The 24,243-nt window shown below is 39.4% G+C and carries 24 protein-coding genes; 17 read left to right on the top strand and 7 right to left on the bottom strand.

Features of this window, described 5'->3' with window-relative positions; all coding sequences use genetic code 11:
- Positions 1 to 61 precede the first annotated feature (61 nt).
- Positions 62 to 925 (bottom strand): LysR family transcriptional regulator, encoded by an 864-nt coding sequence (locus tag MLOOGBEN_RS13875; RefSeq protein WP_179158856.1) that lies wholly within the window; start codon positions 923 to 925, stop codon positions 62 to 64.
- 145 nt (positions 926 to 1,070) lie between these two features.
- Here MLOOGBEN_RS13875 and MLOOGBEN_RS13870 point away from each other — a divergent pair, with 145 nt between their 5' ends.
- The 3 genes from MLOOGBEN_RS13870 (at position 1,071) to MLOOGBEN_RS13860 (ending at position 3,060) form a co-directional block, all read left to right on the top strand.
- Positions 1,071 to 2,198 carry a 2-methylaconitate cis-trans isomerase PrpF family protein gene (locus MLOOGBEN_RS13870; RefSeq protein ID WP_179158855.1) on the top strand — a complete coding sequence of 376 codons (1,128 nt, stop codon included), beginning with the start codon at positions 1,071 to 1,073 and terminating at the stop codon, positions 2,196 to 2,198.
- A 55-nt stretch (positions 2,199 to 2,253) separates the two neighbouring features.
- The gene (locus tag MLOOGBEN_RS13865; RefSeq protein WP_179158854.1) at positions 2,254 to 2,400 is read left to right on the top strand and encodes a hypothetical protein; all 147 of its coding nucleotides are present in this window, start codon (positions 2,254 to 2,256) and stop codon (positions 2,398 to 2,400) included.
- A 234-nt stretch (positions 2,401 to 2,634) separates the two neighbouring features.
- Positions 2,635 to 3,060 carry an SRPBCC family protein gene (locus MLOOGBEN_RS13860; protein ID WP_179158853.1) on the top strand — a complete coding sequence of 142 codons (426 nt, stop codon included), beginning with the start codon at positions 2,635 to 2,637 and terminating at the stop codon, positions 3,058 to 3,060.
- Between the two features lie 207 nt (positions 3,061 to 3,267).
- On the opposite strand, the gene MLOOGBEN_RS13855 is transcribed toward MLOOGBEN_RS13860, so the two are convergent.
- Positions 3,268 to 4,509, bottom strand: coding sequence for a helix-turn-helix domain-containing protein (locus MLOOGBEN_RS13855; protein WP_179158852.1), 1,242 nt, complete (start codon positions 4,507 to 4,509; stop codon positions 3,268 to 3,270).
- Between the two features lie 137 nt (positions 4,510 to 4,646).
- Here MLOOGBEN_RS13855 and MLOOGBEN_RS13850 point away from each other — a divergent pair, with 137 nt between their 5' ends.
- From MLOOGBEN_RS13850 to MLOOGBEN_RS13835, 4 genes are all read left to right on the top strand, one after another.
- Positions 4,647 to 6,938, top strand: a complete 2,292-nt coding sequence (locus tag MLOOGBEN_RS13850) for a glycoside hydrolase family 3 C-terminal domain-containing protein (protein ID WP_179158851.1) — start codon at positions 4,647 to 4,649, stop codon at positions 6,936 to 6,938.
- A gap of 104 nt (positions 6,939 to 7,042) precedes the next feature.
- Positions 7,043 to 8,320, top strand: a complete 1,278-nt coding sequence (locus MLOOGBEN_RS13845; protein ID WP_179158850.1) for an MFS transporter — start codon at positions 7,043 to 7,045, stop codon at positions 8,318 to 8,320.
- Positions 8,321 to 8,600: 280 nt separating this feature from the next.
- Positions 8,601 to 8,774 (top strand): YjcZ family sporulation protein, encoded by a 174-nt coding sequence (locus MLOOGBEN_RS13840; RefSeq protein ID WP_306430741.1) that lies wholly within the window; start codon positions 8,601 to 8,603, stop codon positions 8,772 to 8,774.
- A 175-nt stretch (positions 8,775 to 8,949) separates the two neighbouring features.
- Positions 8,950 to 9,213, top strand: coding sequence for a hypothetical protein (locus MLOOGBEN_RS13835; RefSeq protein ID WP_179158849.1), 264 nt, complete (start codon positions 8,950 to 8,952; stop codon positions 9,211 to 9,213).
- 364 nt (positions 9,214 to 9,577) lie between these two features.
- Here the strand turns inward: MLOOGBEN_RS13835 and MLOOGBEN_RS13830 are convergent, their stop codons facing one another.
- Entirely contained in the window at positions 9,578 to 9,952 is a 375-nt protein-coding gene (locus MLOOGBEN_RS13830) for a YmaF family protein (protein ID WP_179158848.1), read from the bottom strand.
- 607 nt (positions 9,953 to 10,559) lie between these two features.
- Positions 10,560 to 11,120: a TetR/AcrR family transcriptional regulator gene (locus MLOOGBEN_RS13825; RefSeq protein WP_179158847.1), complete on the bottom strand. Its 561-nt coding sequence runs from the start codon at positions 11,118 to 11,120 to the stop codon at positions 10,560 to 10,562.
- A gap of 143 nt (positions 11,121 to 11,263) precedes the next feature.
- On the opposite strand from MLOOGBEN_RS13825, the gene MLOOGBEN_RS13820 reads away from it, so the two are divergent.
- The 8 genes from MLOOGBEN_RS13820 to MLOOGBEN_RS13785 all read left to right on the top strand — a co-directional run bounded on the left by MLOOGBEN_RS13820 (position 11,264) and on the right by MLOOGBEN_RS13785 (position 20,971).
- Complete coding sequence (locus MLOOGBEN_RS13820) at positions 11,264 to 12,184, top strand: DsbA family protein (RefSeq protein WP_179158846.1); 921 nt, start codon at positions 11,264 to 11,266, stop codon at positions 12,182 to 12,184.
- A gap of 13 nt (positions 12,185 to 12,197) precedes the next feature.
- Entirely contained in the window at positions 12,198 to 12,506 is a 309-nt protein-coding gene (locus tag MLOOGBEN_RS13815; protein ID WP_179158845.1) for a monooxygenase, read from the top strand.
- Positions 12,507 to 12,849: 343 nt separating this feature from the next.
- Complete coding sequence (locus tag MLOOGBEN_RS13810; protein ID WP_179158844.1) at positions 12,850 to 13,740, top strand: acyl-ACP desaturase; 891 nt, start codon at positions 12,850 to 12,852, stop codon at positions 13,738 to 13,740.
- 397 nt (positions 13,741 to 14,137) lie between these two features.
- A complete protein-coding gene (locus tag MLOOGBEN_RS13805) occupies positions 14,138 to 15,577 on the top strand; it encodes a polysaccharide deacetylase family protein (protein WP_256989089.1) in 1,440 nt (479 codons plus the stop codon).
- An 82-nt stretch (positions 15,578 to 15,659) separates the two neighbouring features.
- Positions 15,660 to 17,519: a glycosyltransferase gene (locus tag MLOOGBEN_RS13800; protein WP_179158843.1), complete on the top strand. Its 1,860-nt coding sequence runs from the start codon at positions 15,660 to 15,662 to the stop codon at positions 17,517 to 17,519.
- A 56-nt stretch (positions 17,520 to 17,575) separates the two neighbouring features.
- Positions 17,576 to 19,222 (top strand): polysaccharide deacetylase family protein, encoded by a 1,647-nt coding sequence (locus MLOOGBEN_RS13795; RefSeq protein ID WP_256989088.1) that lies wholly within the window; start codon positions 17,576 to 17,578, stop codon positions 19,220 to 19,222.
- 19 nt (positions 19,223 to 19,241) lie between these two features.
- Positions 19,242 to 20,318, top strand: a complete 1,077-nt coding sequence (locus tag MLOOGBEN_RS13790; RefSeq protein WP_368737789.1) for a glycosyl hydrolase family 18 protein — start codon at positions 19,242 to 19,244, stop codon at positions 20,316 to 20,318.
- 182 nt (positions 20,319 to 20,500) lie between these two features.
- Positions 20,501 to 20,971: a hypothetical protein gene (locus MLOOGBEN_RS13785; protein WP_218781181.1), complete on the top strand. Its 471-nt coding sequence runs from the start codon at positions 20,501 to 20,503 to the stop codon at positions 20,969 to 20,971.
- A 197-nt stretch (positions 20,972 to 21,168) separates the two neighbouring features.
- Here MLOOGBEN_RS13785 and MLOOGBEN_RS13780 read toward each other — a convergent pair whose 3' ends face one another.
- Both MLOOGBEN_RS13780 and MLOOGBEN_RS13775 read right to left on the bottom strand, forming a co-directional pair.
- The gene (locus MLOOGBEN_RS13780) at positions 21,169 to 21,387 is read right to left on the bottom strand and encodes a DUF2922 domain-containing protein (protein ID WP_179158840.1); all 219 of its coding nucleotides are present in this window, start codon (positions 21,385 to 21,387) and stop codon (positions 21,169 to 21,171) included.
- 33 nt (positions 21,388 to 21,420) lie between these two features.
- The gene (locus MLOOGBEN_RS13775; protein WP_179158839.1) at positions 21,421 to 21,639 is read right to left on the bottom strand and encodes a DUF1659 domain-containing protein; all 219 of its coding nucleotides are present in this window, start codon (positions 21,637 to 21,639) and stop codon (positions 21,421 to 21,423) included.
- 516 nt (positions 21,640 to 22,155) lie between these two features.
- On the opposite strand from MLOOGBEN_RS13775, the gene gloA2 reads away from it, so the two are divergent.
- On the top strand, positions 22,156 to 22,542 hold the full coding sequence (gene gloA2, locus MLOOGBEN_RS13770; RefSeq protein WP_179158838.1) for an SMU1112c/YaeR family gloxylase I-like metalloprotein: 387 nt from the start codon (positions 22,156 to 22,158) through the stop codon (positions 22,540 to 22,542).
- Between the two features lie 48 nt (positions 22,543 to 22,590).
- Here the strand turns inward: gloA2 and MLOOGBEN_RS13765 are convergent, their stop codons facing one another.
- The gene (locus MLOOGBEN_RS13765; protein WP_179158837.1) at positions 22,591 to 22,803 is read right to left on the bottom strand and encodes a hypothetical protein; all 213 of its coding nucleotides are present in this window, start codon (positions 22,801 to 22,803) and stop codon (positions 22,591 to 22,593) included.
- Positions 22,804 to 22,983: 180 nt separating this feature from the next.
- On the opposite strand from MLOOGBEN_RS13765, the gene MLOOGBEN_RS13760 reads away from it, so the two are divergent.
- Positions 22,984 to 24,099: a mechanosensitive ion channel family protein gene (locus MLOOGBEN_RS13760; protein WP_256989087.1), complete on the top strand. Its 1,116-nt coding sequence runs from the start codon at positions 22,984 to 22,986 to the stop codon at positions 24,097 to 24,099.
- The last annotated feature ends 144 nt before the right edge of the window (positions 24,100 to 24,243 follow it).

Genomic DNA, 24,243 nt, shown 5'->3' with positions numbered 1-24,243 from the left:
ATAATCCCTTTTACCGAACAAAAGCACAATAAAATCGTCAAGATCTCATTGTGCTTTTTCATCAAAGATTGGGATTGCTATTTAAAAAATCAATAAAATTTTTTACAGAGGATAGTTTTAAAGACTCCTCGTTATACATCAACCATGTATTTCTTAATACAGGTTCTCCATTCTTATAAGATAACCCATATGTATGCAGGTTATCAGATGGCTGCATGCATATCTCTGGTAAGATAGAAACCCCAAGACCATTTTTAACCATTTCTTTACAGGTCTCCTGCCGATCCGTTTCCATAGTAACTAATGGAGGTTCAGAAAATCTATCATGCCACCAGCCATTCATTAAACCTTTTAATGAGCTGTCTGTTTTATAATTTATGAATGGAAGATTTGGCAGGTTCTCCATATCCACCTTAGTTTTTGAAATTAAGCATAGTCTTTCCTTGTGCAGCAGTGTTTTAATTCCATACCAATCGTAATTTCCCCGTAATATTCCTAATTGAACACTAGCAGAATCTAGGAGATTCATGATTTCCGTACTCCATCCTGTATTGACGTTAAATTGGACAAGTGGATATTTTATTGAAAACTTTTTAAGGATTTTTGGAAGTTTATATTGAGCAAAATTACTAGAAACGCCCAAGCGCAGAGTACCCCTTACTTCATTTTGCATATTTAACATGTAATCTTTCGTCTTTTGGAGTTTTATAATCATTTCTTCCGCATACCCCGCTAAATGTGCACCTTCAGAAGTAAACTCAATACCACCTTTTATTTTAAAAAATATACTCGTTCCAAATTCTTTTTCTATATTCTTAAGCCGGTATGTTAACGCTGGCTGCGAAATGTATAACCGCTCTGCAGCACGGCTAATATTTTTTTCCTCATACAATATCCTTAAAGCGAACCAGTCTTTTTCGTCCAATTTATTCGCCACCCGTTTTAGATTATAACTTTTTTTTTACTTTTATTTAAAAAAATATGTATTTTACTTATGAACAAACCTATCATACTATATTTTCAAAGGAACTAGTAGTGGTAAAACATTTTATATAAAGGTGGTTAATGTAATGAAGGTACCCGTGGTTTTGATGCGTGGCGGAACAAGTAAAGGAGTTTTTCTTAATTTTGAACATTTGCCCTTGAATCGCTCGCATTGGGAAGACTTCTTACTCGATATAATGGGTAGTCCGGATCACAGGCAGATTGATGGTCTTGGCGGGGCAAATTCGTTGACTAGTAAGGCAGCAATAATAAAAAAGTCGGATTCGTTAGAATTTGATGTGGAGTACACATTTGCTCAAATAAGCATTGATAATCAAATGGTTGATTTTAAAGGGAATTGTGGTAATATATCATCCGCGGTAGGACCATACGCAATTGAGCAAGGATTAGTTCCGATAAAGGAACCTGTCACAACGGTAAGAATTTTTAATACTAATACACAAAAATTAATACTAGCAGAGGTAGAAATTGAAAATGGCCAAGTGAAAACGGAAGGAAGCTGTTCCATTCCAGGAGTGCCTGGCACAGGATCACCAATCTATCTTACTTTTAATCGTGCTGAAGGAGCTGTTACCGGGAAACTCTTTCCAACTGGTAATCCAATTGACATGATCAAAACAAGTAATCGACTTTTTCCCGTTTCGATTGTTGATGCCGCCAATCCACTTGTTTTCGTTAGAGCTCAAGATATCGGTCTGACTGGGAGTGAATTACCTTCTGACTATACACAGGAAAAGTTAATTGAACTGGAAGAAATTCGTTCAATTGCGGCTGAAATGTGCGGTTTCGCTGACAGGAGATCCGCAACACTTCTATCTCCTGCTGTACCAAAGATGGCCATCATTTCACCGCCTATGGATTACATAGATATGGCTGGTACAGAGCGAAATGCAGAAGAAATGGATTTGATGATTAGAATGATGTCAATGCAAAAGCCCCATCAGGCTCTTGCGATCACAGGGGCAATCTGTGCAACTACAGGAGCCTTCTTAGAGGAAACGATTCTATCAGAAATGGTGAACATTAAACAGGATGTTTTTCGATTAGCTCACCCTGCGGGAATTATGGAAACGAAAGTGGATTTCCTGGCAGGCCACATTCGTGCCATTAAAGTGGTTCGTACTGCGAGAACCATATTAGAGGGCTATGTGTATACGAAAAAAAATCATGAGATTTCCTATCAATTTGCTTAACTAAAACTCATCTGAAATTCACAGTATCAAATCTATTTTAATTGGAGGCTTTCAAATGTGGGTCATAACTATCTATTTAAATGGAAATATTAAAATGTTTGAATTTGACAAAGAAGAGGAAGCTAATGAAGCTTTCAAAAATATTCAAGGAACAAAATTTCTTTCAAAAATAGTATACTTTAATGATCCTAGTTTTGTATAAAGGGGGCCGTGGGGACGGTTCTTGTGGTCGGCACTAGCCAAATTAAAGACCATAAGAACCGTCCCCGATGTGCCTGATGTGCACAAATAGATGGGAAGAAGTAGATTATAAGGGGGTTAAAAAGGTAATAATGAAGAAGTAGCGTAACTTTTCTCAATCATCTACAATATAGCTAGGCATCTATTGTGAAAGAATCACATAAAAATATTTGTATTAGGAGAGGTGGTAAATGAAATGGAAACATCTAAAAAAGTAACGGTAGAAACAACCATTCAAGCACCAGTAGAAAAGGTTTGGGAATATTGGACAGAGCCGACTCATATAACAAAATGGAATTCAGCTTCAGATGACTGGCACACACCAATTGCTGAGAATGATTTAAGAGCAGGTGGGAAATTCCATTCAAGAATGGAAGCCAAGGATGGCAGTTTTGGTTTCGATTTTGGTGGAATTTATGATGAAGTGAAATTACATGAGGTTATTGCGTATACAATGGGTGATGGAAGGAAAGTTACTATCACTTTTAAAGGTCAAGATAACGCAACCCAGGTAATTGAAACGTTTGATGCGGAAACTGAGAATTCCATTGAGCTACAACAACAAGGATGGCGGGCGATTCTAGATAATTTCAAAAAATATGCAGAGCAAACATCCAATTAAAAAAGGCACCAAACTATACTAGTGGAGTGTGTCAGTGGCTATGATAATTTAAATCACCACGGACACTGCCATTTTATTTTGGACCTGGATGAAAAGCAATGACATTGACATGAGCCTGGTGTTCGCCAGGCTTTTTAGCTGTTTTGGATGTGGAACTTGAAAGTGATCTGCCAAAAGTTCGTTTTCTAAGGGGGTTTTGGGCTGGTTCTACACTTCATTTGGTTTAGAAGCAACCAGTCTGCTTTTATATTGCTTTGGTGTTACCCCGGCAAATTTTTTAAAGACTTTCGTAAAGTAACTTTGGTCATGAAAGTTTAAGAGGCTGCTAATTTCTGTCAGGCTGTGTGCCGTATAGGTCATTAAGCTTTTTGCTTCATTAACCTTTGCACGTTGGATATAACCACTAATCGAAACACCCACTTCTTTTTTAAATAGTGCAGATAGATAACTAGGATTCATCGCTGCCATTTTCGCCAGCTGATTCAGCGTAATATCCTCATAGAGATGGGTGAAGATATAATTTTGACAGGCATAGATGGGGGTAGAATATTGATCCCGTTTGCTTTGCTCAACCCGCTGGGTGAACTCTAAAAAGGCGTGCTCCACCAACTGGTCCACTCCCTTACTATCATTCACTTCCTCAAGATTTTGGATATATAAATCACTAAGTGTATAGGCAATTTCAGGAAAAAGCCCTCCATCTAAAGCCGCTCTTGTTGCGAGAGTGATTCCCGCGATTGCTATGTTTTTTTGGCTGCGTAAATGACTTTTTTTCGATAATATCCCAGCTTCACCTGTTTCCCCTAAGGACTTCAACGTATTGACGACATCCGCCGTATTTCCCTCTCGAATGCAGTCAAATATTTTCTTCTCTGCCATTGGATCATGATGAACCTTTGTATTTTGGCGTCGTTCAGCGATCTCAACATCAGGCTGTTCGATTTCTATTTTCACATTCTCCAGTAGTTTATTTTTCTGTAAGAGTTCAACTAAGTCTAGTTGTTGTTGAAAAAGCATGTAGTGAAAAACCATACTCATATTGATAAATTTTAAATTATTTAAAACAGGAAGAGCTTGATAGTACTGAATCATTTCAACTTTATTTACCCTTATATGAAGATCATGAATGAGACCATCAATCGATCCCTCTGGCAGCTTTGAATAAAGGACAGGTCCTGCCAAAATGCTTCCGTGTAAGGGTATCTGAATCAGAAAATAGTTTTCAAGATTGGTGGTCGACTTAAATATTGGAAAAGGGTAATAATCGTCTTCAGCACTCAACTGTCTTAAAAGATCCATTCTTGAAGGAAAAAGCGGATGAGGCTGCTCGTTTAGCACATGTTCAAAAACCAAATTTCCGTTCTGATCAAGAAAAGAAATCGGTATTTTGTATGTGTTAAATAAAAGCCTGCAAATATAATCTAATTCCCCTAATTCGGAAAAAACCACTAATTTTACCCCCAGTCATTAAAATATTCCGTAAAATATTACTACTTTTCTAAAAAATATACCATTATTTCAGAAGAAGAGAAACTATAATAAAAACAAGAAATCGCTTTCTAAAAACGTTTACTGGGAGGATTATCATGGGAAGAGATATAAAGAAATTAATCGCTGAAATGACGATAGAGGAAAAAGCAAGCTTATGTTCAGGATTAGACTTTTGGAATACGAAGGGAATTGAACGTTTAGATATCCCTTCCGTAATGGTAACGGATGGACCGCACGGACTTAGAAAGCAAGCGCAGGGAGCCGATCACTTAGGAATTTATAATAGTGTTCCTTCTACTTGTTTTCCATCTGCAGTAGGTTTAGCCAGTACTTGGAACAAAGAATTAATTCATCAAGTAGGGGTGGCCTTAGGGGAAGAATGCCAAGCGGAAGATGTAGCCGTGCTGCTTGGACCTGGTGCCAATATTAAGCGTTCGCCCCTTTGTGGAAGAAACTTTGAATATTTTTCAGAAGATCCTTATTTATCTTCAGAGATCGCTGCTAGTCATATTAAGGGTGTCCAAAGTCAGGGAGTAGGAACTTCACTCAAGCACTTTGCTGCCAATAATCAGGAGCACCGCAGGATGTCAACGGATGCCATCGTGGATGAGAGAACATTGCGTGAAATCTATTTGGCTAGTTTTGAAGGGGCCGTTAAGAAAGCGCAGCCATGGACAGTGATGAGCGCTTATAACAAGGTAAATGGCGAATATGCCTCTGAAAACAACTATCTCTTAAACGAAATTTTAAAAGATGAGTGGGGCTTTGAAGGATTTGTCGTTTCCGACTGGGGCGCAGTGAATGAGCGTGCGACTGGTTTAGAAAACGGGTTAGAACTGGAAATGCCTTCAAGCAATGGAATTGGCGATAAGATGATTGTTGAAGCTGTCAAAAACGGTCAATTAGCTGAGGAAAAATTAGATCAAGCGGTAGAACGACTCCTTACTATTATCTTTAAGGCTGTTGACCATAAGAAAGAGAATGCCGTTTATAGCAAAGATGCACACCATCAGCTTGCGAGGGAAGTAGCTAGAGAAAGTATGGTTCTATTAAGAAATGAGGATTCTATTCTTCCTTTGAAAAAGGGTGGAACCGTAGCAGTTATTGGCGGGTTTGCTCAAAACCCACGCTACCAAGGCGGTGGAAGCTCTCATATTAATCCTACAAAACTTGAAAATATCTTAGAAGAAATTGATACTGTTTCAGGTGAAAATACAACGGTTCTATATGCACAAGGCTACAACCTTGCAAGTGATGAGGTAGATGAGGCCTTGATCAAGGAAGCAAAAGAAGTGGCAGCTTCTGCGGATTCTGTGATTTTGTTTGTCGGCTTGCCTGACCGTTATGAGTCAGAAGGATATGATCGTGAACATTTACGCATGCCAGAAAATCACATTCAATTAATCAATAAGATTGCAGAGGTACAAAGCAACATCGTGGTCGTTTTAAGTAATGGTGCTCCCATCGAAATGCCATGGATTGGTAAAGTTAAAGCAGTACTAGAAGGCTATTTAGGTGGACAAGCGCTTGGAGGCGCGATTGCTGATTTACTGTTTGGTGAGTCAACTCCAAGCGGAAAGCTAGCTGAAACCTTCCCGAAAGTTTTAAGTGACAATCCTTCCTATTTAAACTTCCCTGGTGAAGGGGATCGGGTGGAATATAAAGAAGGCTTGTTTGTCGGTTACCGTTACTATGACAAGAAAAACATTGAGCCATTATTCCCATTCGGTTTTGGCTTAAGCTATACAAGCTTTGAATATAGCAATCTTACTGTTGATAACAAGACTATCAAGGACACAGATACCGTGTCCGTGACGGTAACGGTAAAAAATGCAGGGAGCGTGGCAGGGAAAGAAACGGTTCAGCTTTATGTGCAAGATGTTGTTAGCAGTGTGATTCGTCCTAACAAAGAGCTTAAGGGCTTTGAAAAAGTAGAGCTCCAACCAGGAGAAGAAAAAAATGTTACTTTTACATTAGATAAGCGTTCTTTTGCTTACTATAACGTGGAATTGAAAGACTGGCATGTTGAAACGGGAGATTTTGAGATTCTTATTGGTAAGTCCTCAAGAGACATTGTTTTAACAGATACTATTCATGTTGAATCGACCGTGCAAATTCGAAAACGGATTCATCGTAATACATTAGTAGGCGATTTGCTTGCCGATCCAGTGTTAGCTCCGATTGCGAAAGAGCTTTTAGCAAAAGCCAATGAACATAATCCATTATTCAATATGGAAGAACAGGACGCTGATGCAGCGGAAATGATGGCTGCCATGATGAAGTATATGCCGCTTCGTGCGATGGTGAGCTTCAGCCAGGGGGCATTTACAGAGGAAATGTTAACTGAAATGATGAACCGCTTAAATGGTCAACTTGTAACAAACTAATAGACTTTGCCTCTCATGATTTCAAATGCCGGCTTGAAGTCATGAGAGAAGTTCATTACTTTTTTAAAAATTTATGAAATCGCTCTCACTTAGGAGGAAGTAATATGGCTGAACGAACAATGAAGGGTCAGGTAAAAACGCCATTCGGCAGATTAACTTTTGGAATTATGCTTGGATATACATTCATGATGGTAGGACTGTTGACGCCGGCCGCGATGCTGCTAACATTTAAAATGATGGAAATTGACCCGAATGGGTACACAGCCTCTTATGGATTGATTGCTGGTGTTGGTGCAATCTTTGCGTTAATCGGTAATCCTATCGGAGGAGCTGTCAGTGACCGGACTAACATTGCGTTTGGCCGCCGTCGTACTTGGATTCTATTTGGTCCCTTGTTTGGCTGCGCCGCCTTGTTTGGAATTGGGCTGGCGACAGAAGTTTGGCATGTGGTAGTTGGCTGGTGTGTGGCACAGCTTTTCTTCAATTTTGGAATGGCCGCCTACACAGCCTTAATTCCAGACCAAGTAATGGAAGAAAGGCGTGGGACGATTTCTGGGTTATTGGGCTTAGCGATTCCGGTCGGAATCGCAATCGGGATGGTACTGATGATGTTGATCCCTTCAGCATCCACTCTCACTAAATGGTCTCTCGTTTCCATTATTGGTATCGTTGGTCCAATCATTAGCCTGTTCATCATTCGTGACGGTAAAGTGGAAATTTCTAATGTGGTGAAAGAGAACGTATCACTGAAGGAAAAACTTAGCAAGGTATATCCAAGTCCTCGTAGGTTTCCTGAATTTACATGGGCGATCGTTTCAAAATTTTTACTCATGATGGGGTATTGTGCAACGCTCTATACAACTGTAATGTTTGTCAATCGATTAGGATATTCTGAAGCAGAAGCAACGACAAGCGTTGGAACCATCACGCTCATCGGATTAGCTGCAACATCTCTAACTAGTATTCTTGGTGGAGTCTTATCTGACAAATTGAAAAAACAAAAGCCCTTCTTGTATGGTTCAGCCTTTGTTATTTTAGTAGGTTTATTAATCTTTACGTTTGTTCCAAATTATACTGCGGTAATCATTGCCTCCGTCATCTTGGGTCTGGGGTATGGGTGCTTTTCGTCTGTTGACATGGCATTGGTGACTCGAATTTTACCAAATAAAGAGGATGCGGCGAAGGACTTTGGTTTAATGAACGTAGCCAATGCGCTGCCACAATCCATCGTACCTGCCATTGCACCGCTGCTGTTAGGAATTGGCGGTTGGACCTTCTTCTACCTATTCCTGGCTGGTTTTATGGTCATTGCTATATTAGCCCTAAGACCGCTTCCAGAAATAGGGGCATATAAAGGTGAAAAGTTAGAAAAAACTGCCTAGGGACAAGGGGACGGTTCTTGTGGTCAGCACCAAGAATCTGTCACATGGCTGGATGAATCAGGGGACACAGCCGCAAAAAGCGCTGGTCCCGGAGGAGATAGAATGTAGAGTAAGTCCCTCTTATTGCAAGAGGGTCTTTCCTATGAAAATCAGACTTCTAATTCGTTCATAACCGTAATGAATTCATATTTTTAATCTAGACGGGCTCCAATTTCCTTTCACTGTGTATGATATAGGGTATTGCATAGTAGCTCTTATGCAAATGAAAGGAAGTGTTACAATGGATAATATGATTCCGTCACATACTATGGGGGCCAATGTACTTCCCCAGCAACAAATGCATTACGGCTTTGGTGCCCCATGTGTTCAAACACGTGGCTGCGATAGTTTTATCATTATAATCGTCTTGTTTATTTTATTAATCATTATTGGTGCCTTTGCTTTCTGCGATTAACAGGACATGGGGCCGGTTCTTGTGGTCATACTAGCCAAAAAAGACCATGAGAACCGTCCCTGTTGTGTTTAATTCAGGAAAAAAACCGCCTTTTGATGGCAGTTCGTCCAAGCCGTTTTCCAATATCTTAATAAACTAACTATATAAGAGTTTGTTAGGAAGGGGAGTACGGGGAGTGAAAGGTAAGAAGAAACACCATCATAAGCATCATCAAGGTAAAGACAAGCATGAAGATAGTAATAAGCACGATGATTGCAAAAAACAGGACAAAAACGACAAACAAGACCAGCAAAAAAAGTGTACGGATCATCAAAATAATAAATGTGGTCAAATGAAAGACAATAATAATGGCAATCATAATAATAAACAAAACAATAATCATAATGAACGGAAACAATGCCGGAATATTAATTGTTTATTTAAATGCAGATGCTGGTAATGTAAAAAGGGAGGGTTTCTATTTTCTTAGAAACCTCCCTTTTTTTAAATATGAAGGCTGTGTTAAAGCTGAATGTTGATTTTACTGTGTTAGGAAAATAAGCGGAGAATTTCCGTTTAAATTGGGAAATTCACATTTTTCCTTCATAATAAGCGGAGTTTTTCCGCTTATGGTATCCAAATCATTGGATTTTGTCTTATTTGAAGCAGTTAACCGGAATATTTCCGCTTATATCGGCTTCTTAAGGTTCCTTTATCTACAATAGCCGGAAATTCTCCGCCTATGAATAATCAACCCTACACGAAAATCAACAATGAATCATAACACAGCCAATATGAAAAAAATCACTTCGATTGGTTTGATTTTAGAGGCCTGTTCTTCCGCCATAATGGTGTCTATGCGGTCGGGCGCCTTCTACAGTGGTAAAACCATTAAATTCATGATAATGTCCACCATTACCATAAGGAATAGCAGGGCCAGTTACCCCTTGAATTTGGTGTCTATGTCTGTCATCAACAGAAGTAAAGGTAAAATATCGATGGGTATGCGGGACCCCGGTGGGTGCCGGTTCAGTCTGTCCGGCGTATTGATGGCTGTGTCCATCATCAAACGAAGTAATGCCGCTAAATCCGTGAACATGAACGGGCCTTCCATCCCAGGAAGTAATATAAAGTCGATGGGAATGCATTGGGTCTGAGTCATCTGAAGCATACATAAAGCCAGAAACAGGGATATCCATGAGTCATCACTCCTAAAAAGCTTTTTAACACAGTATTCAACCACTAATTAAATTGTGCTCATGCTCCTATTCCGAAAATAACCAAAGCATCTATCCTGAATTAGTCGCAGGATTCGATCTATTTTTCTTAAAATAATAGACAGGAGCCATGTGTTTATAAGGATAAACACATATTTAATCAAACGTTTGTGTAATAGGGGAAAAACAAGGTTTTTGCAAAAGAATGCGGTATAAAGGGGAAATAACTCGTATTTGAAAATTTGACCAAGATTATCGCTAAATTCTACCCACCGGCCGACAATTCATTTACTTGAATTAATAAAGAAAGCCTTTCATGACGGGGTTTATCTCACTTTTACACAATCGTTTGATTACCATGCTATTTTGGAAGAACCCGTCAATGCTTGGGGAAAGTCGTTTTTATTGGCTGACCTTGAGGGGTTTTGGGAAAAAACAAACCTCCTCCTCGACAAGAAACTCTCTTGAAATGAGGACAAGGTTCGTTTTTCATAAGGGTTTAGGGAAGTTTTAATCAAACGTAGAATTAAGAGGAATTCCATCGTCTTTTGTCGAAAGTGATTTTTTATTGTCCTCAAGCGCGGTGTCTTTAAACAGTATCAATCCCAGACAGTAAATAGGGAAGGGCTGGTTTAATGAAGTCCTCCGGCTGTACGTTCATACCCTTTCGTTTCCATTCTACAGAAGCTCCGTAAATCCCCCAGCTTAAGATAACCGCATTAAGTTTAAGTGCTTCATCTTCTTCCGCTGCCTTTTGTTTGACAAGCATTTTATAAAAAATTACTTCGAGCTGGTCCCTAATAATACGGGCAATGGTATCCTCGTATCCTCTATGACAGCGATTGGATAATGACTTTTGAAAATTGGTGATCGCTATGAAAATACTAACGAACGCCTCTTCATTTAGTTTGTCATTTTCGTAAAAATCCCCTTTCAAATTCACTAACAATACTTCTGATAATGCCTTTTCCAATAAATCATAGATATCTTCAAAATGATAATAGAAAGTGGCGCGATTGATCATCGCCTCTGTGGTAATATCCTTTACGGTAATATCCTTAAATTCCTTTTTAGCGGAAAGTTCAATAAAAGAATCCATAATTAATCTGCGAGTCCTGATAACCCGGGGATCCGTCTTTGCTTGAGTCATTTTGGGTCACTCCTACTTTTACAACAATTTCTTCAATGTGTTGTAATTCCGACAAATCGAAGGAACTATTGGTATTGATTACTCTCATTATTTACTAAAATTCAATTATAAAGCAAATACAAACCATTGTAGGAGGATTGAACATGAGTAACAATAATATGATTTGTGATTTAGAAACAGGTGTATGTGGAGTATCTGGGGAGGAAGAAATGGGGCTGATTGATTTTAATCAACCAAAAAAGTCCATTGAAGTTTATTATGTAACAGATCCCATTTGCTCTCATTGCTGGGCGATTGAACCGATCCTTCGTCGTTTCAAAGAGCAGTACGGACACTATTTTAACTTTCATCCGGTGATGGGTGGATTATTGGAAAAATGGCATGATGGACCGATTGATCCGGCAAACGGTATTTATAAGCCTGCGGACGTTGCTCCTCACTGGAGGGAAGTAGGCGAGCATTCTCGCATGCCGATTGATGGATCACTCATGATTGACAATCCGGTTCAATCATCCTTCCCGCCTTCACGTGTCTATAAAGTGATTCAAAAAAATTATAACGATGCACTGGCTTATGAATTTTTAAGACGCGCAAGAGAAGAGCTTTTCGCATTCAATCAAAATATTTCGGATCTATCTGTTCTAATCGAAATCGTCAATAAACTCGGGCTTGATGGAGAAGCTATAGTAAGTGAAGCGGAACAGCCAGCAGGACAACCATTATTAAATGAAGATTTTGCTCTTGCTAGAAGTCTGGGTGCTAGAGGATTTCCAACGATTATTATGATTAATGAAGACAACAAAGGGGTAAAAATGGTAGGCGGTCATCCGTTTGAATATTATGTGGACGGATTAAAGCAGGTTTTAAACAAGGAAGAACTGCAGCCAAACCCACAACCTTCTCTTTCTAGCTTACTTGAAAAAGAAAAACTGTTATTTTCAAAAGAAATTGAAGTGATGTACAATCTTGAAAAGACGGAAATTAACGCTTTTGTTGAAAAGGAGCTACCACCAGGCAGTTATCAAAAGAAAGAAATTCTAGGCGAATCATATTTTACAAAATAAAAGGAGAAGACCTATGGCATACCTATTACAAGTGGATTTCCCAATGAATGGACCATTCGGTGATGAAATGACGGCGGCGTTTACTGGCTTAGCACAAAGCATTACTGAAGAAGAAGGTTTCATATGGAAAATCTGGACAGAAAGCCCTGAAACAAACGAATCAGGCGGCATTTATCTTTTCGAAACAAAAGAAACAGCTGAAAAATATTTGGATATGCATACCAAAAGACTGGCTGGATTTGGTATCACAGGTGTCAATGCAAAAATCTTTGCCATCAATTCTAAGCTTAGTGAAATCACAAAGGCTCCGGGTTTGAAATAATCACGAATTAAATAGAAAGGGAGTAGCTCTGATGTCTGCTCCCTATTTCCGTTTATTTTTAAACGGTCAGATCCATTTATAAAGAAACTGTTCTAGTCCTCGACAAAAAAATAATGAATACGACCCAAAATTCACTTTTTAAAAGGGGTTAAGGCAGTTTTAATCAAAGATTAATTGGTTATATTGTTAGAGGACTTTGTTGGATACATAGGTAAATATCGCAGAAACTTCAGCTTGGCAGCCTAAATACTTTTTGAAAATGGAAGCTGTAAATTCGGAATGTTTTAAATTATATGTTTTAATAGAGCAATACGGAAAATTTGTAGTAAGGAGAGGGAACTATTTGCTGACAAACCATTTAGACTTTAGACTGGAGCCGCAATTAAAGGAGCTCTATGAGGAACACAAGAGAAGGGCTGAAAAAATAGATTGGGGCTATCATGATTTCCTGCCTTGGGATAAGGCGCAGGATTTCAGGAGGGTGCCCTGGAACCCTGAACAGGTAACACTGCCGCCGGGTGTGGTAACGGCAGTAGAGACGGCTCTTTTGACAGAGGTGAATCTGCCTTGGTTCACATCCTACCTAGATCAAACCTTTAAGGGGTCGCTGACGGTCATCAAGGATTTTGTCCATACTTGGACGGCGGAAGAGGACCAGCATTCAAACCTTTTGGAGACCTATCTGTTGATTACTAGAAACGCTGATCCTATGCGCATTCGCCAATTGCACAAACAGACGGTTGAAGGTGGATGGGAGCCTGATTTTCATACCCCTTTTGAGACGATGGTCTACACTTCCCTGCAGGAACTCGCGACCATGGTTTTCTATTATAATGTGGCGAAGGTAGCAGGACCGCATGACAAAGAATTGGCTACGCTCCTTAGACGGCTTGCCAAGGATGAAACTTTGCATTATGCTTTCTATCGCGATGTCATTAAGCTACACCTGCAACTGGAGCCGAATTATTGCTACTATCTCGGTTATGTAATTAAAAATTTCCAGATGCCGGGTACAGTTATGCCTGATTTTGATGACCGGATGGCTATTATTGCAAAGGAAGCCAATTACGGACCGCTTGAGTATTTTGATCAAGTACTGGATGTCATAGTTGATTATTGGGACATCGCCAATCTTAGACCGATTGCTCCAGAAGCAGAAAAGGCGCGGTTAGATATCCTTAACTACCATGCAAGACTTAAACGCGTACGAGATCGATTTTACGCTAAAAAATAGTGACCGTGGGGACGGTTCTTGTGGTCAGAACTAACCAAATAGGACCATGAGAACCATCCCCAAGGACCACCAAGGACCCATAGAAAAGGAATCAGTGATCATCTCGCTGATTCCTTTTTTTCTCGTTTTTTGTAAAAAAAATAGTAGAACATTATCAAAAATTAGCAATTTCGGCCGATTGGAAATGGTATAATCGAATTAGCAAAAGGGTGATTATTCAATTTATACAGTAAGTTAATCCTGTGTAAATACTACTAATCTAGTCGTATGTGCGGCATAATTATTTTTAATATTCCTAACATTAAAAACATATTTTGTTGATGTTCCATTATGAGTATAGATTATTATGATAAATGGTTTGATTTGTTGTAGGAAGTTCTAGTAGAAGGAGAGCAAAATGGAAAATATTCGGGTGGAACGAAAACAGTGGATGTTTATCGTGGTGGTTATTTTCATGTTGATGGTAACTAGTTGTTCAACCAGCGAAGTAGATGGGAGAAATAAATCAGGACTGCCCGATCCGAAGGCAGGAGCCCAAACCCGGTACGAGGGTGAAATGAGTAAAGAACTGCCATTTGTTTATACAACGAAGAAGGAGCTTTCGATTACGTTTAACGGTATGGGTGACAAAGATAGGATGGAGCAAATTTTAGATCAATTAGACTTATATGATATCAAAGCGACATTCTTTGTTCCAGGTATGAGAGTGGCAGAGGAGCCGGATATTGCGAAAGAAATTGTTTCGAGAGGACATGAGCTTGAGAACAATACCCTGAACCGATTGGACCTGACAAAGCTTTCTTATGCTGAGATTTTTAAGGAGATTCAATTAGCGAATGAGATTATTGAAGAGAAGACGGGGATAACACCAAAATACCTTCGAACGAAAACAGGTGAATACAATGAAGAGGTAAGAATAGCCGCCGCACAAGCGGGGCTCGATGCTGTCGTGTATTACAGTGTAAACCCTCAAGATTGGGATATGAAGGATGCCCAGACAATCGCTGAATATGTTTCAAAATATATTACAAGAGGTGGGATTATTACCCTAAATTCCGATGTAAACCCCGAGGTTATTAAGGCGATTCCATTAATTGCCGAAGCGGTGAAGCGGGTTGGCTATGAGATTGTCCCATTGGGGAAACTGGCTGCAGGTGGCAGTGAAAGGAAACTGTTAGCTCAAATTCCAGGGTATGATGCAGCGAAACGAAATAAAGATTATCAGCAATCGAAGTATGAAATCATCGAGTCCAAGGATACGGATAAAAAGGAAATTGCCTTAACCTTTGATGATTGGGGCACTGATTATAAGGTAACGCAAATATTAGATATATTACGAGAGTATGATGTGAAATCCACCTTCTTTCTACGGACGAATGGTGTTGAAAGGAACCCTAACCTGGCAAGAGCCATTGTCGAAGAGGGGCATGAAGTCGCGAATCATACATATTCCCATCCGGTTATTTCGGATTTGACCTTGGAAGAAATTCAGGATGAAGTGGTCAAATCACATCAAGTATTAACCGAAGCGATTCAACAGAAGCCAGCGATGCTTTTCCGCCCGCCGACTGGGGAAATTGATGATAAGACTGCAAAAATAGTTGCAGCAGCAGGCTATCCATCGATTATTTTATACGATGTTACATCACTGGATTGGGATGTAAGTGTCAGCGCCGAGCAAATCACCTCCACTATATTGAAGGAGACTGAAAATGGCAGTATTATCCTCCTTCATTTACTAGATGAAATTAACACCGCAGAAGCGCTGCCTGCTGTCATACAAGAACTCAAACGCAAAGGCTATACCTTTGTAAAAATAACCGATTGGATGAATTAACGTTTTTTAAATCATTGGCTATGTTAAAGACCACACTGAGAAGGAGTTGGGGAAAATTAGGAATCGGTTAGAGTTGGATACCATGAATCATAGAAAAATTAAGAAGGAAAGGGTTGAAGTACTGGCTGGTACCAAGCCTGATCGACGACTTCTATCGAAAGTGCCAGATCCAGATTTTGTACGAACATCAGCCGATCGAAGAGGGAGTAAGCACCCTGATCTTAGTGGAGTAGTGAGGGATGCGAAGGATGAGAATGATTTTAGTGCCAGGTATGTTGCTGATTTCCCTGCTATTCTTACAAAAGATCAAAAGGCGAAAGACCAAAAGATTCATGTTCGTGTGGCCGATATTTCTGTTACCGGGGTCCTGTTAGAAGTTCCAGCTAATCTAACAACCTTTGAAAAGGGGGAAACCTATTTTCTCCGTTTTACCATACCGCCAGGGACTATTCCAGAGGGGTTAGAGTCGAAAGTGAAAATGGATGCTAAGGTTGTTCGAACCTTTATCCAAGAGGTTGAAGGCAAAGAAAAATGGATGGTGGCATTTGAATTTTCGATTCCTCTATTTGTCTATCATAAAAAGAGACGCTGGGGTTATTCCCTGCCAATTGCAAGTATCCTGCTCCTTATGGTTACAGTTTTCGTATTACTCATGCGGCTAGAAAGCATCATCTATTTAAAATACAACTTTATCCTCTATTTATATAGCATTATTGCGGCTGTCTTTTTATTATCAAGATATTTATTTGGTGCATTTTATAAGGATGTCCCGATTAATTCCAACTTTACCCCAGGTGTTTCAATCGTCATCCCCTGTTTTAATGAAGAAGAATGGATTGGTAGAACGATCAAAAGCTGTATCAACCAGGATTATCCGATTGATAAATTAGAGGTCATTGTTGTCGATGATTGCTCTTCCGACCAGTCTGTTAAGGTGATCCAACAGACAATCGATTTATTACATAAAGAAGCCGCACGGTTTAAAACAGTGGAACGTGTTCACATGCTTGCACTACCTGAAAATAAAGGGAAACGGGAAGCTTTAGTAAAAGGGGTTGAAATCGCCAAACATGATTTAGTCGTATTTGTAGATTCTGATAGTTTCTTAGAATCCACAGCGATAATAAATATTGTCCAGCCATTTCAGGATCCTAAAATGGGCGGTGTAGCGGGACGAACAGATGTTGAAAATAAATATACGAATACACTGACAAAGCTTCAGACGGTACGTTATTATATTGCTTTTCGGGTCATGAAGGCTGCAGAATCGATATTTGATAGTGTCACTTGTTTATCGGGGCCATTATCCTGTTATCGAAAGGATCTTGTCTTAAAGCACAAGGAGGATTGGCTGAATCAGAAATTTTTTGGCCACCCTGCAACATTTGGTGATGATCGCAGTATGACTAACTATATCCTGCGGACACACCGGACTGGCTATCAGGATAGTGCGATTTGTTCGACGATTGCGCCTTCAAAAACAACTGTGTTTTTGAAACAGCAAATGAGGTGGAAGCGGTCATGGCTGCGTGAGTCATTAAGAGCTGCCTCGTTTATCTGGCGCAAGGAACCTTTGATGTCACTATTCTTTTATATTGGTTTACTCGTTCCGATTGCCGCTCCAGCCATTGTGGTTCATAACCTTATTTATGTTCCATTGGTTCATGGGATATTCCCGACGACCTTTTTGTTAGGGCTTTTGTTAATGTCTTTGCTTATGAGCTTTTCTCATCTCATGTTCCGTAGAAGTAATTTATGGATATTCGGTATTGTTTTTTGCTTATATTATGAATTGGTTTTGTTATGGCAGATGCCGATTGCCTGGTTTACCTTTTGGAAGTCAACATGGGGAACAAGAATGACACCGCAGGATATGGAAGCAGATGAAAAAAGAAAAGCTAGAAAACTAAGAAATAAAAAGAGATTTAGTCTTCCATTATAAAGCGGGTTATAAACTTATTAATGTTAGAGGGTAGGTTGGAAATGAGGTTTGGCAGGTTGAAAAAGAAGCAATCCAGCGCTCTTGATTATCAAAAGAAGGATAGGAAAAAGACTACAAGAACCACATTCCAATTGATCTTTCTCTTCTTTTTAGCATCACTCTTGATTAAAGCTGCATTTAATCATGAAAGTTATACCGCACTCGAGCAATCGAGCTGGAGTAATAAAAAAGGGTTTATCGCTTTGTCCTATTTCGGTGTCAGCACATCTGGAAGTCAAACCTTGATCGCCAAAAAGCAGCTGGAGGAACAGCTTCAAGTGCTAAAGGACAATGGGTATGTAACGGTTTCGCAGCAGGATATTATTAATTTTTATCAAAAGGGAGAACCATTGCCAGATAAAGCGTTATTCTTATCCTTTGAGGATGGACGGAACGATTCTAGTATTCTTGCTCAGACTCTGTTGGAGAAGTTTAATTTTAAGGCAACGATTCTGACCCATGCAAATAAATTGGGTAAGAGGGAATATAAACTTTTGCAGCCGAAAGATTTATTGAAAATGAAAGAATCGGGATATTGGGAGATCGGAAGCAATGGATACCGGTTAACCTATATTAACAACTATGATAAAGATGGATATTTTATTGATAGGATTGATGAAACAGATTTTGAAGCTTTCAATATAGAGAAATCTAATCATTATTTAATGGATTTTCTGCGTGATAAGAATGGAATCCCTGTTGAAGACAGAGCTGAAATGGAAAAACGGATTAACACTGACTACCACTTGATGAAAAAAACATATACTAGGGAACTTGGGTTTATTCCTGATGTCTATATGATTATGCATGCGAATTCGCTTTATAACGGAATGAATAACTTAGTGGAAAAGGCAAATGATCAGAACATAAAGTCGATGTTTAAGCTGCATTTTAATCGGGAAGGACAAGCTTATAATGCTCTAGATTCAAATCAGTACAATCTGACAAGAGTTCAGCCAGAACCGCACTGGTCTGCCAACACCTTAATGATGAAAATCCGTGAAGATTCTGGTCAAAAGGTTACCTTTGAGACGGGTGATGAGCAGCTTGCTAAGGATTGGAAGCTTCAAGGTGGAGCTGTTCAGTTTGCAGAAAATAAAGTGATTCTGACCTCTCCTCCTGGAAAAGAAGGTCTCCTTTTCTTAAGGGATAGCGATTCTACCCCAAATTACCGGATAAACCTGCGTGTGGGAGGGACTCCGGAAGGGAAGCAATCCATCTATCTTCGGTATAATCAGCAAAGGGGAACAAATCTCAAGCTGGTCCTTGAGAATAATGAACTTTCCGTCATTCAAACGTCGGCCAACAATAAAGCAGAGATATTAAAAAGAGTAGAAGTAAACAAGGAAGAAATTATCGTTGAGTTGAACAATCAACAGCTATCACTTTGGCAGGATGAAAAACCTCTTTTCGAAAAGCTGCCATTTGATGCCGTGCTTGATAGCGGTGGTTTGGCATTGGCTTCGGAACCCCGAGAGATAAAAGAGGATGAGTTGGGTGATCTAGAAGACATATATGATAGCGTATTTACCAATGTCCAAATTGTCGAGTTCACTAGTTCAGAAACTTTATTTTCTAATACGAATTCAGGAGTCCAAAAAGCAATTGAATTGGTAGATGAGGAAATGAAGGATCTAATCGATTGGACAATCGCAACCTTTTAACATATAGGGAGGACATTTAGTGTCAAAGCATAAAGAAAAGAGAAAGTGGTACTTGCTTACTTCTTCTATTATTTTACTGGTTGTGATGGGTTCCTGCTTCTTTCTAAAGTCGATAAAAAATGCACCTGAAAAGAAGCAGCTAGTGCTGCCGGTAGAGGAACCTGTGCCAATTGAATTGTCGGCGTGGCTGGTGGATTGGCATTGGCCAGCTGGGATTGAAGATGCAAAAGGTCTTTCCAAAAGTTTAACGAGCCTGCAGCTCTTTGCCGCCTATTTTAATCATGACGGTGAGCTATTGTTAACCCATAATTTTAAGGAAATGCTTCCGAAATATAAGGAATCCATCGATGATTCTGAGGTATTTATGACGATCGTTAATGACCGGATTCAGCTTGATGGAACTTCCGTTCAAAAGGATCCCGACCTAATTAGCCAGCTCGTAGGATCAGAGGAAAGTCGAAGCCAGCACATTCATAAAATCATCGAAATGGTAGATTTGTATCAGCTTGCTGGTGTGGAGATTGATTATGAAAAAGTCACTGATAACGATTGGAACAACTTGATTGCTTTTTACAGAGAGTTGTACAGCGCGTTAGAGGACAAAGGGAAGAAGCTGCGAATTGTTCTAGAGACGAAGGCACCGCTTGAGAGTCTCCACTTTCCTGAAGGGCCTGTTTATGTGATGATGGCCTATAATTTGTACGGAACACATAGTGGACCAGGTCCAAAAGCCGATCCAGCCTTAATCTCCAATGTCGCGGAGAAATTATCCCATCTTTCAGGCAAGCATTACATTGCACTATCGGCTGGCGGTTTTGATTGGCGAGAAGATGGTAAAATCACTTCTTTGACAGAAGAAAAGGCAATCGCGTTATCAACTTTAAGCAGTAAACCTCCTGAGCGGGATGAGGAGAGTGGAAGTTTAAGCTTCGAGTATGTGGACGATACAGGAATGAAGCACACCGTATGGTATGGGGACTACCGAACAATAAAAAAGTGGATTGAAGCTGCCAAAGAAGCGGGAATTACTAAAATTGCACTTTGGCGATTAGGTGAAATCAATCAAAAAACCATTGATGTTTTAATGGAGTATTAAAGGTCCATGCCCCTTTCCTCGAGGTGCCCTTTTTAGAAGCCAGCGAAAAAACGCTTTGTCAATGAGGGTAGTTCGTCCAAACCATTTTCCATATTCTTAATAAACTAATTATATAAAAAGGTTTGTTAAGAAAGGGAGTAGGAGAATGAAAGGGAAGAAGAAACATCATCATAAGCATCATCATGGTAAAGACAAGCATGACAACAAGGAAAAACATGATCAAAACGACAAGCATGAAGATAGTAATAAACAAGACAAAAAAGACCAACACGATGATTGCGGCTGCAACAAACAAGACAAAAACAACAAACAGGATGATTGCAAAAAGCAGGACAAGAATGACAAGCACGATGATTGCGGATGTAAAAAACAAGACAAAGACAACAAGCAGGATGATTGCAAAAAGCAGGATAAGAATGACAAGCACGATGATTGCGGATGCAAAAAGCATGACAAAAACGACAGGCATGATGATTGTAAAAAGCAGGACGAGAATGACAAGCATAATGATTGCGGATGCAAAAAACAAGACAAAAACGACAGGCAGGATGATTGCAAAAAGCAGGACGAGAATGACAAGCATAATGATTGTGGATGCAAAAAGAATGATTATACCCGTACGTATAAACAAACCAACAAGTATAATCAAATGAAAAAAGATTCTTGTAATCCTTGTGGAGACCAAAAAAATGATCATGATTACAGTGAACGCAGACAATGCAGGAATATTAATTGTTTATTCCAATGTAGATGCTGGTAACTTTGTTAGGGAGGGGTTCTATTAAATTAGAAACCTCCTTTTTTAATATAATGAAGACCGGCTTCCATTGGAAACCGGCCTCGAACTCTATTAAACTATTTCATACTCTGTTACATTGCGGTCAATTACTCGTGCTCCTTTAACCGAAGCATAGTTACCATTAGTAGAAGTGAAAACTCCAGACGCGATCATTGCTTCCATCGCAGCCTTCACCACTGTTCCATCAATCGGTTCCTTCGGATTTTCGATTGATAAACGAGCGGGTTTCCCATACTCTGTCACAAACTCCAATTCTAATGTTTTAGCCATTTCATTCACCTCCCCCTATCCGTTATTTTCCCATTACGCTAGTAATTCAGAACTGTCGACTCTCTCCATGCTGTTGAGAGAATCATTGGACAAATTGATAACAGCTTGTGCTGCTTGTAGAAGTTGGTCAGCTGTCGCTAACTTTTGGATATTGTTGAAAGTTTTCGCCTTTAGAATCGGTTTACCGTCATCTTCCATCCCCACCTGGAACACCAAACGCAGCTTAGACGTTGCTATAATTGCTCTTGCCATCGTAATCACCTCCTTTCACCCCTTTATATATGGAAAAGTAGGCGAAAAGGACAGGGTCCTTGAAAATAAATTTTTAAAAAAGGATTTAGCTCATTTTAGTGAGTTAAAATTTCATGGCATTGAGTTGTATAGAAGGTTTGCCTTAAGCTATGAATAAACATTAAACCGACACCTTTTTTACTGCAAAGGAGTGGAGAAATATTGATTTAGAGGGATTTTAACAAAAACTAATCAAACGTTTGGTTAGAATATTGGTATAGGGAAAATGATAGAAGAATGTTAAGTAAGGGAGAATTTAATTTTTTTTCAGGGATAGTGTGGAATTTTCAGAGAAAAGCCAGCAAGGGATTCGACAAAAAATTTCCTTGGAAATGAGAAAATACGTTATATACAAGTCAATATTCCAGAACTAATCAAACGTTTGATTAGGGAGGAGTTCGTAGAAAACAGTCGAATGTTATACTAATCATTAGAATTTAAGGCGCAGTTCAATAACGAGATGAAAGAAGTGTAGCTATGAAGTTAAAGAAAATACACCATATTGCTGTTATTTGTTCTAACTATGAAGTATCAAAGGATTTTTATGTAAGAATTTTAGGGCTTGCTCCAATAAGAGAAGTGTATCGAGAGGAAAGAGACTCTTATAAACTAGATCTCGAGGTGAATGGCCAATATCAAATTGAGCTGTTTTCGTTTCCGAACCCGCCAGCACGGCCGAGTTATCCGGAGGCTTCGGGTTTAAGACATTTGGCCTTTGAAGTAGACGATATCGAAGAGGTAGTTCGTCATCTAACCACCATGCAAGTGGAAGTGGAGGATATTCGTATAGATCCCTGGACTCAAAAGAAATTCACCTTCTTTGCTGATCCGGACGAGTTACCTATAGAACTTTATGAATGTTAATATCGAGCTGAAGGGGGGAAATCACAGGATTTCCCCCTACAATTTTAACTAATCATCAGCAAACAATTCACCCAGATATTCAGAGTGGTCAAGATACTGCAGCACAAATTCCTCTAAGGTCATGGGGATGCCGGTATCTTCTAACCAATAATCATAGCTTACTGCAATCGTTTTTTTGATGAGGTCGTTGCCCAGCCACTTTCTGGCCAGGTGATGAGGAAGGCTGGAGAGGACATCACTTACATCCTGGATACTGGTCATGATAACACCACCTTAAAATGGCTTTTAACTACTATATGTCACAGCTAATTAATAAGGCTGTCAACGCTGAAAAAAATAATAAATCTATGACTTTTGTTGTATTCAAATATCCGGTTTATGAAGTTATTATATTTGGATGGAATGGTTTGAATTCAATAAAAGAGAGAAGGTATTTTTAGAATGTCTTTGGATAGGTTTGTCATGGCTTTTTTGCCGATAGGGATTGACTATGACATGTTAAAAAATGTAGGAATTTCTATCGGGATTTTGGTTTTATTTATTCTTTTTCGAAACCTCTTTACGAAGTATGTCTTTCAGTTGATATTAAAATTGTCTAGAAAAACACCAACTGATTTTTTCACACAAATATGTTTGAGTTTTGAACGTCCGTTAGGCTGGGGGTTCATTATTTTAGGCTTGTATCTCGCTATGGACTATTTTCCTTTTATCGAACAGCACAATGCGTTATTTTTAAAATTTTTGCGTTCGATGGTTATTGTTTTAATTACATGGGGATTGTTTAATTTATCCTCGCCTTCTACGGGGATTTTAGTCAGTGTGAATCAAAAGATGAACAATAAGATTGATTTAATTCTTCTTCCGTTTATATCAAGAACGGTTCGTGTCATCCTTATTGCCATTAGCATTAGTATTGTTGGTCAGGAATTTGATTATGACGTAAATGGTTTGGTCGCAGGCCTTGGGTTAGGCGGATTGGCGTTTGCCTTAGCTGCAAAAGAAGCGGTAGGAAACCTGATCGGTGGAATTGTTATTGTAACTGAAAAGCCTTTTTCCATTGGTGAGTGGATTTTAACCCCTAGCGTGGAGGGGACAGTGGAAGATATTAACTTCCGAAGTACAAAAATCCGAACGTTTAGTCAAGCGCTTGTCACGGTTCCCAATTCAACACTTGCGAACGAACCGATTACCAACTGGAGCCGTATGGGGAAACGACGCATCACTTTCCATTTGGGACTTAATTATCAAACCTCAAAGGAACAAATCCAAAGAGTGGTTCATCGAATTGAACAAATGTTACGAACGCATGAAGAAATTCATCCGGATACGATTATGGTAGCATTCGATCAGTACAATGATAGCAGTCTTGATATTCTGTTGTATTTTTTCACGAATACGACCGTTTGGGCAGAACATGTAAAAATCAAACATGAAATTAACATTGATATCATGGGGATATTAGAGGAAGAGGGAGTAGAAGTCGCCTTTCCAAGCCGAACCATTTACGTATCTCCACAATCAAGTGAATTATTTCAAACTATGGGATCTTTTGATTAAAATTGTGACCTCGTGACCTCGGGGACGGTTCTCGTGGTCACACTGACCTCAAAAAAGAACGATGAAAACCGTCCCACTGGCAGGGTTTTAAAAGCTTGAAATCAGGAGATAGTATTATATAAGGATTTGTGTTAGCATATACAG

Source organism: Bacillus sp. EB106-08-02-XG196, from assembly GCF_013396335.1.
Taxonomy (GTDB): domain Bacteria; phylum Bacillota; class Bacilli; order Bacillales; family Cytobacillaceae; genus Neobacillus.
This window is presented reverse-complemented; position numbering and strand designations above follow the sequence as displayed.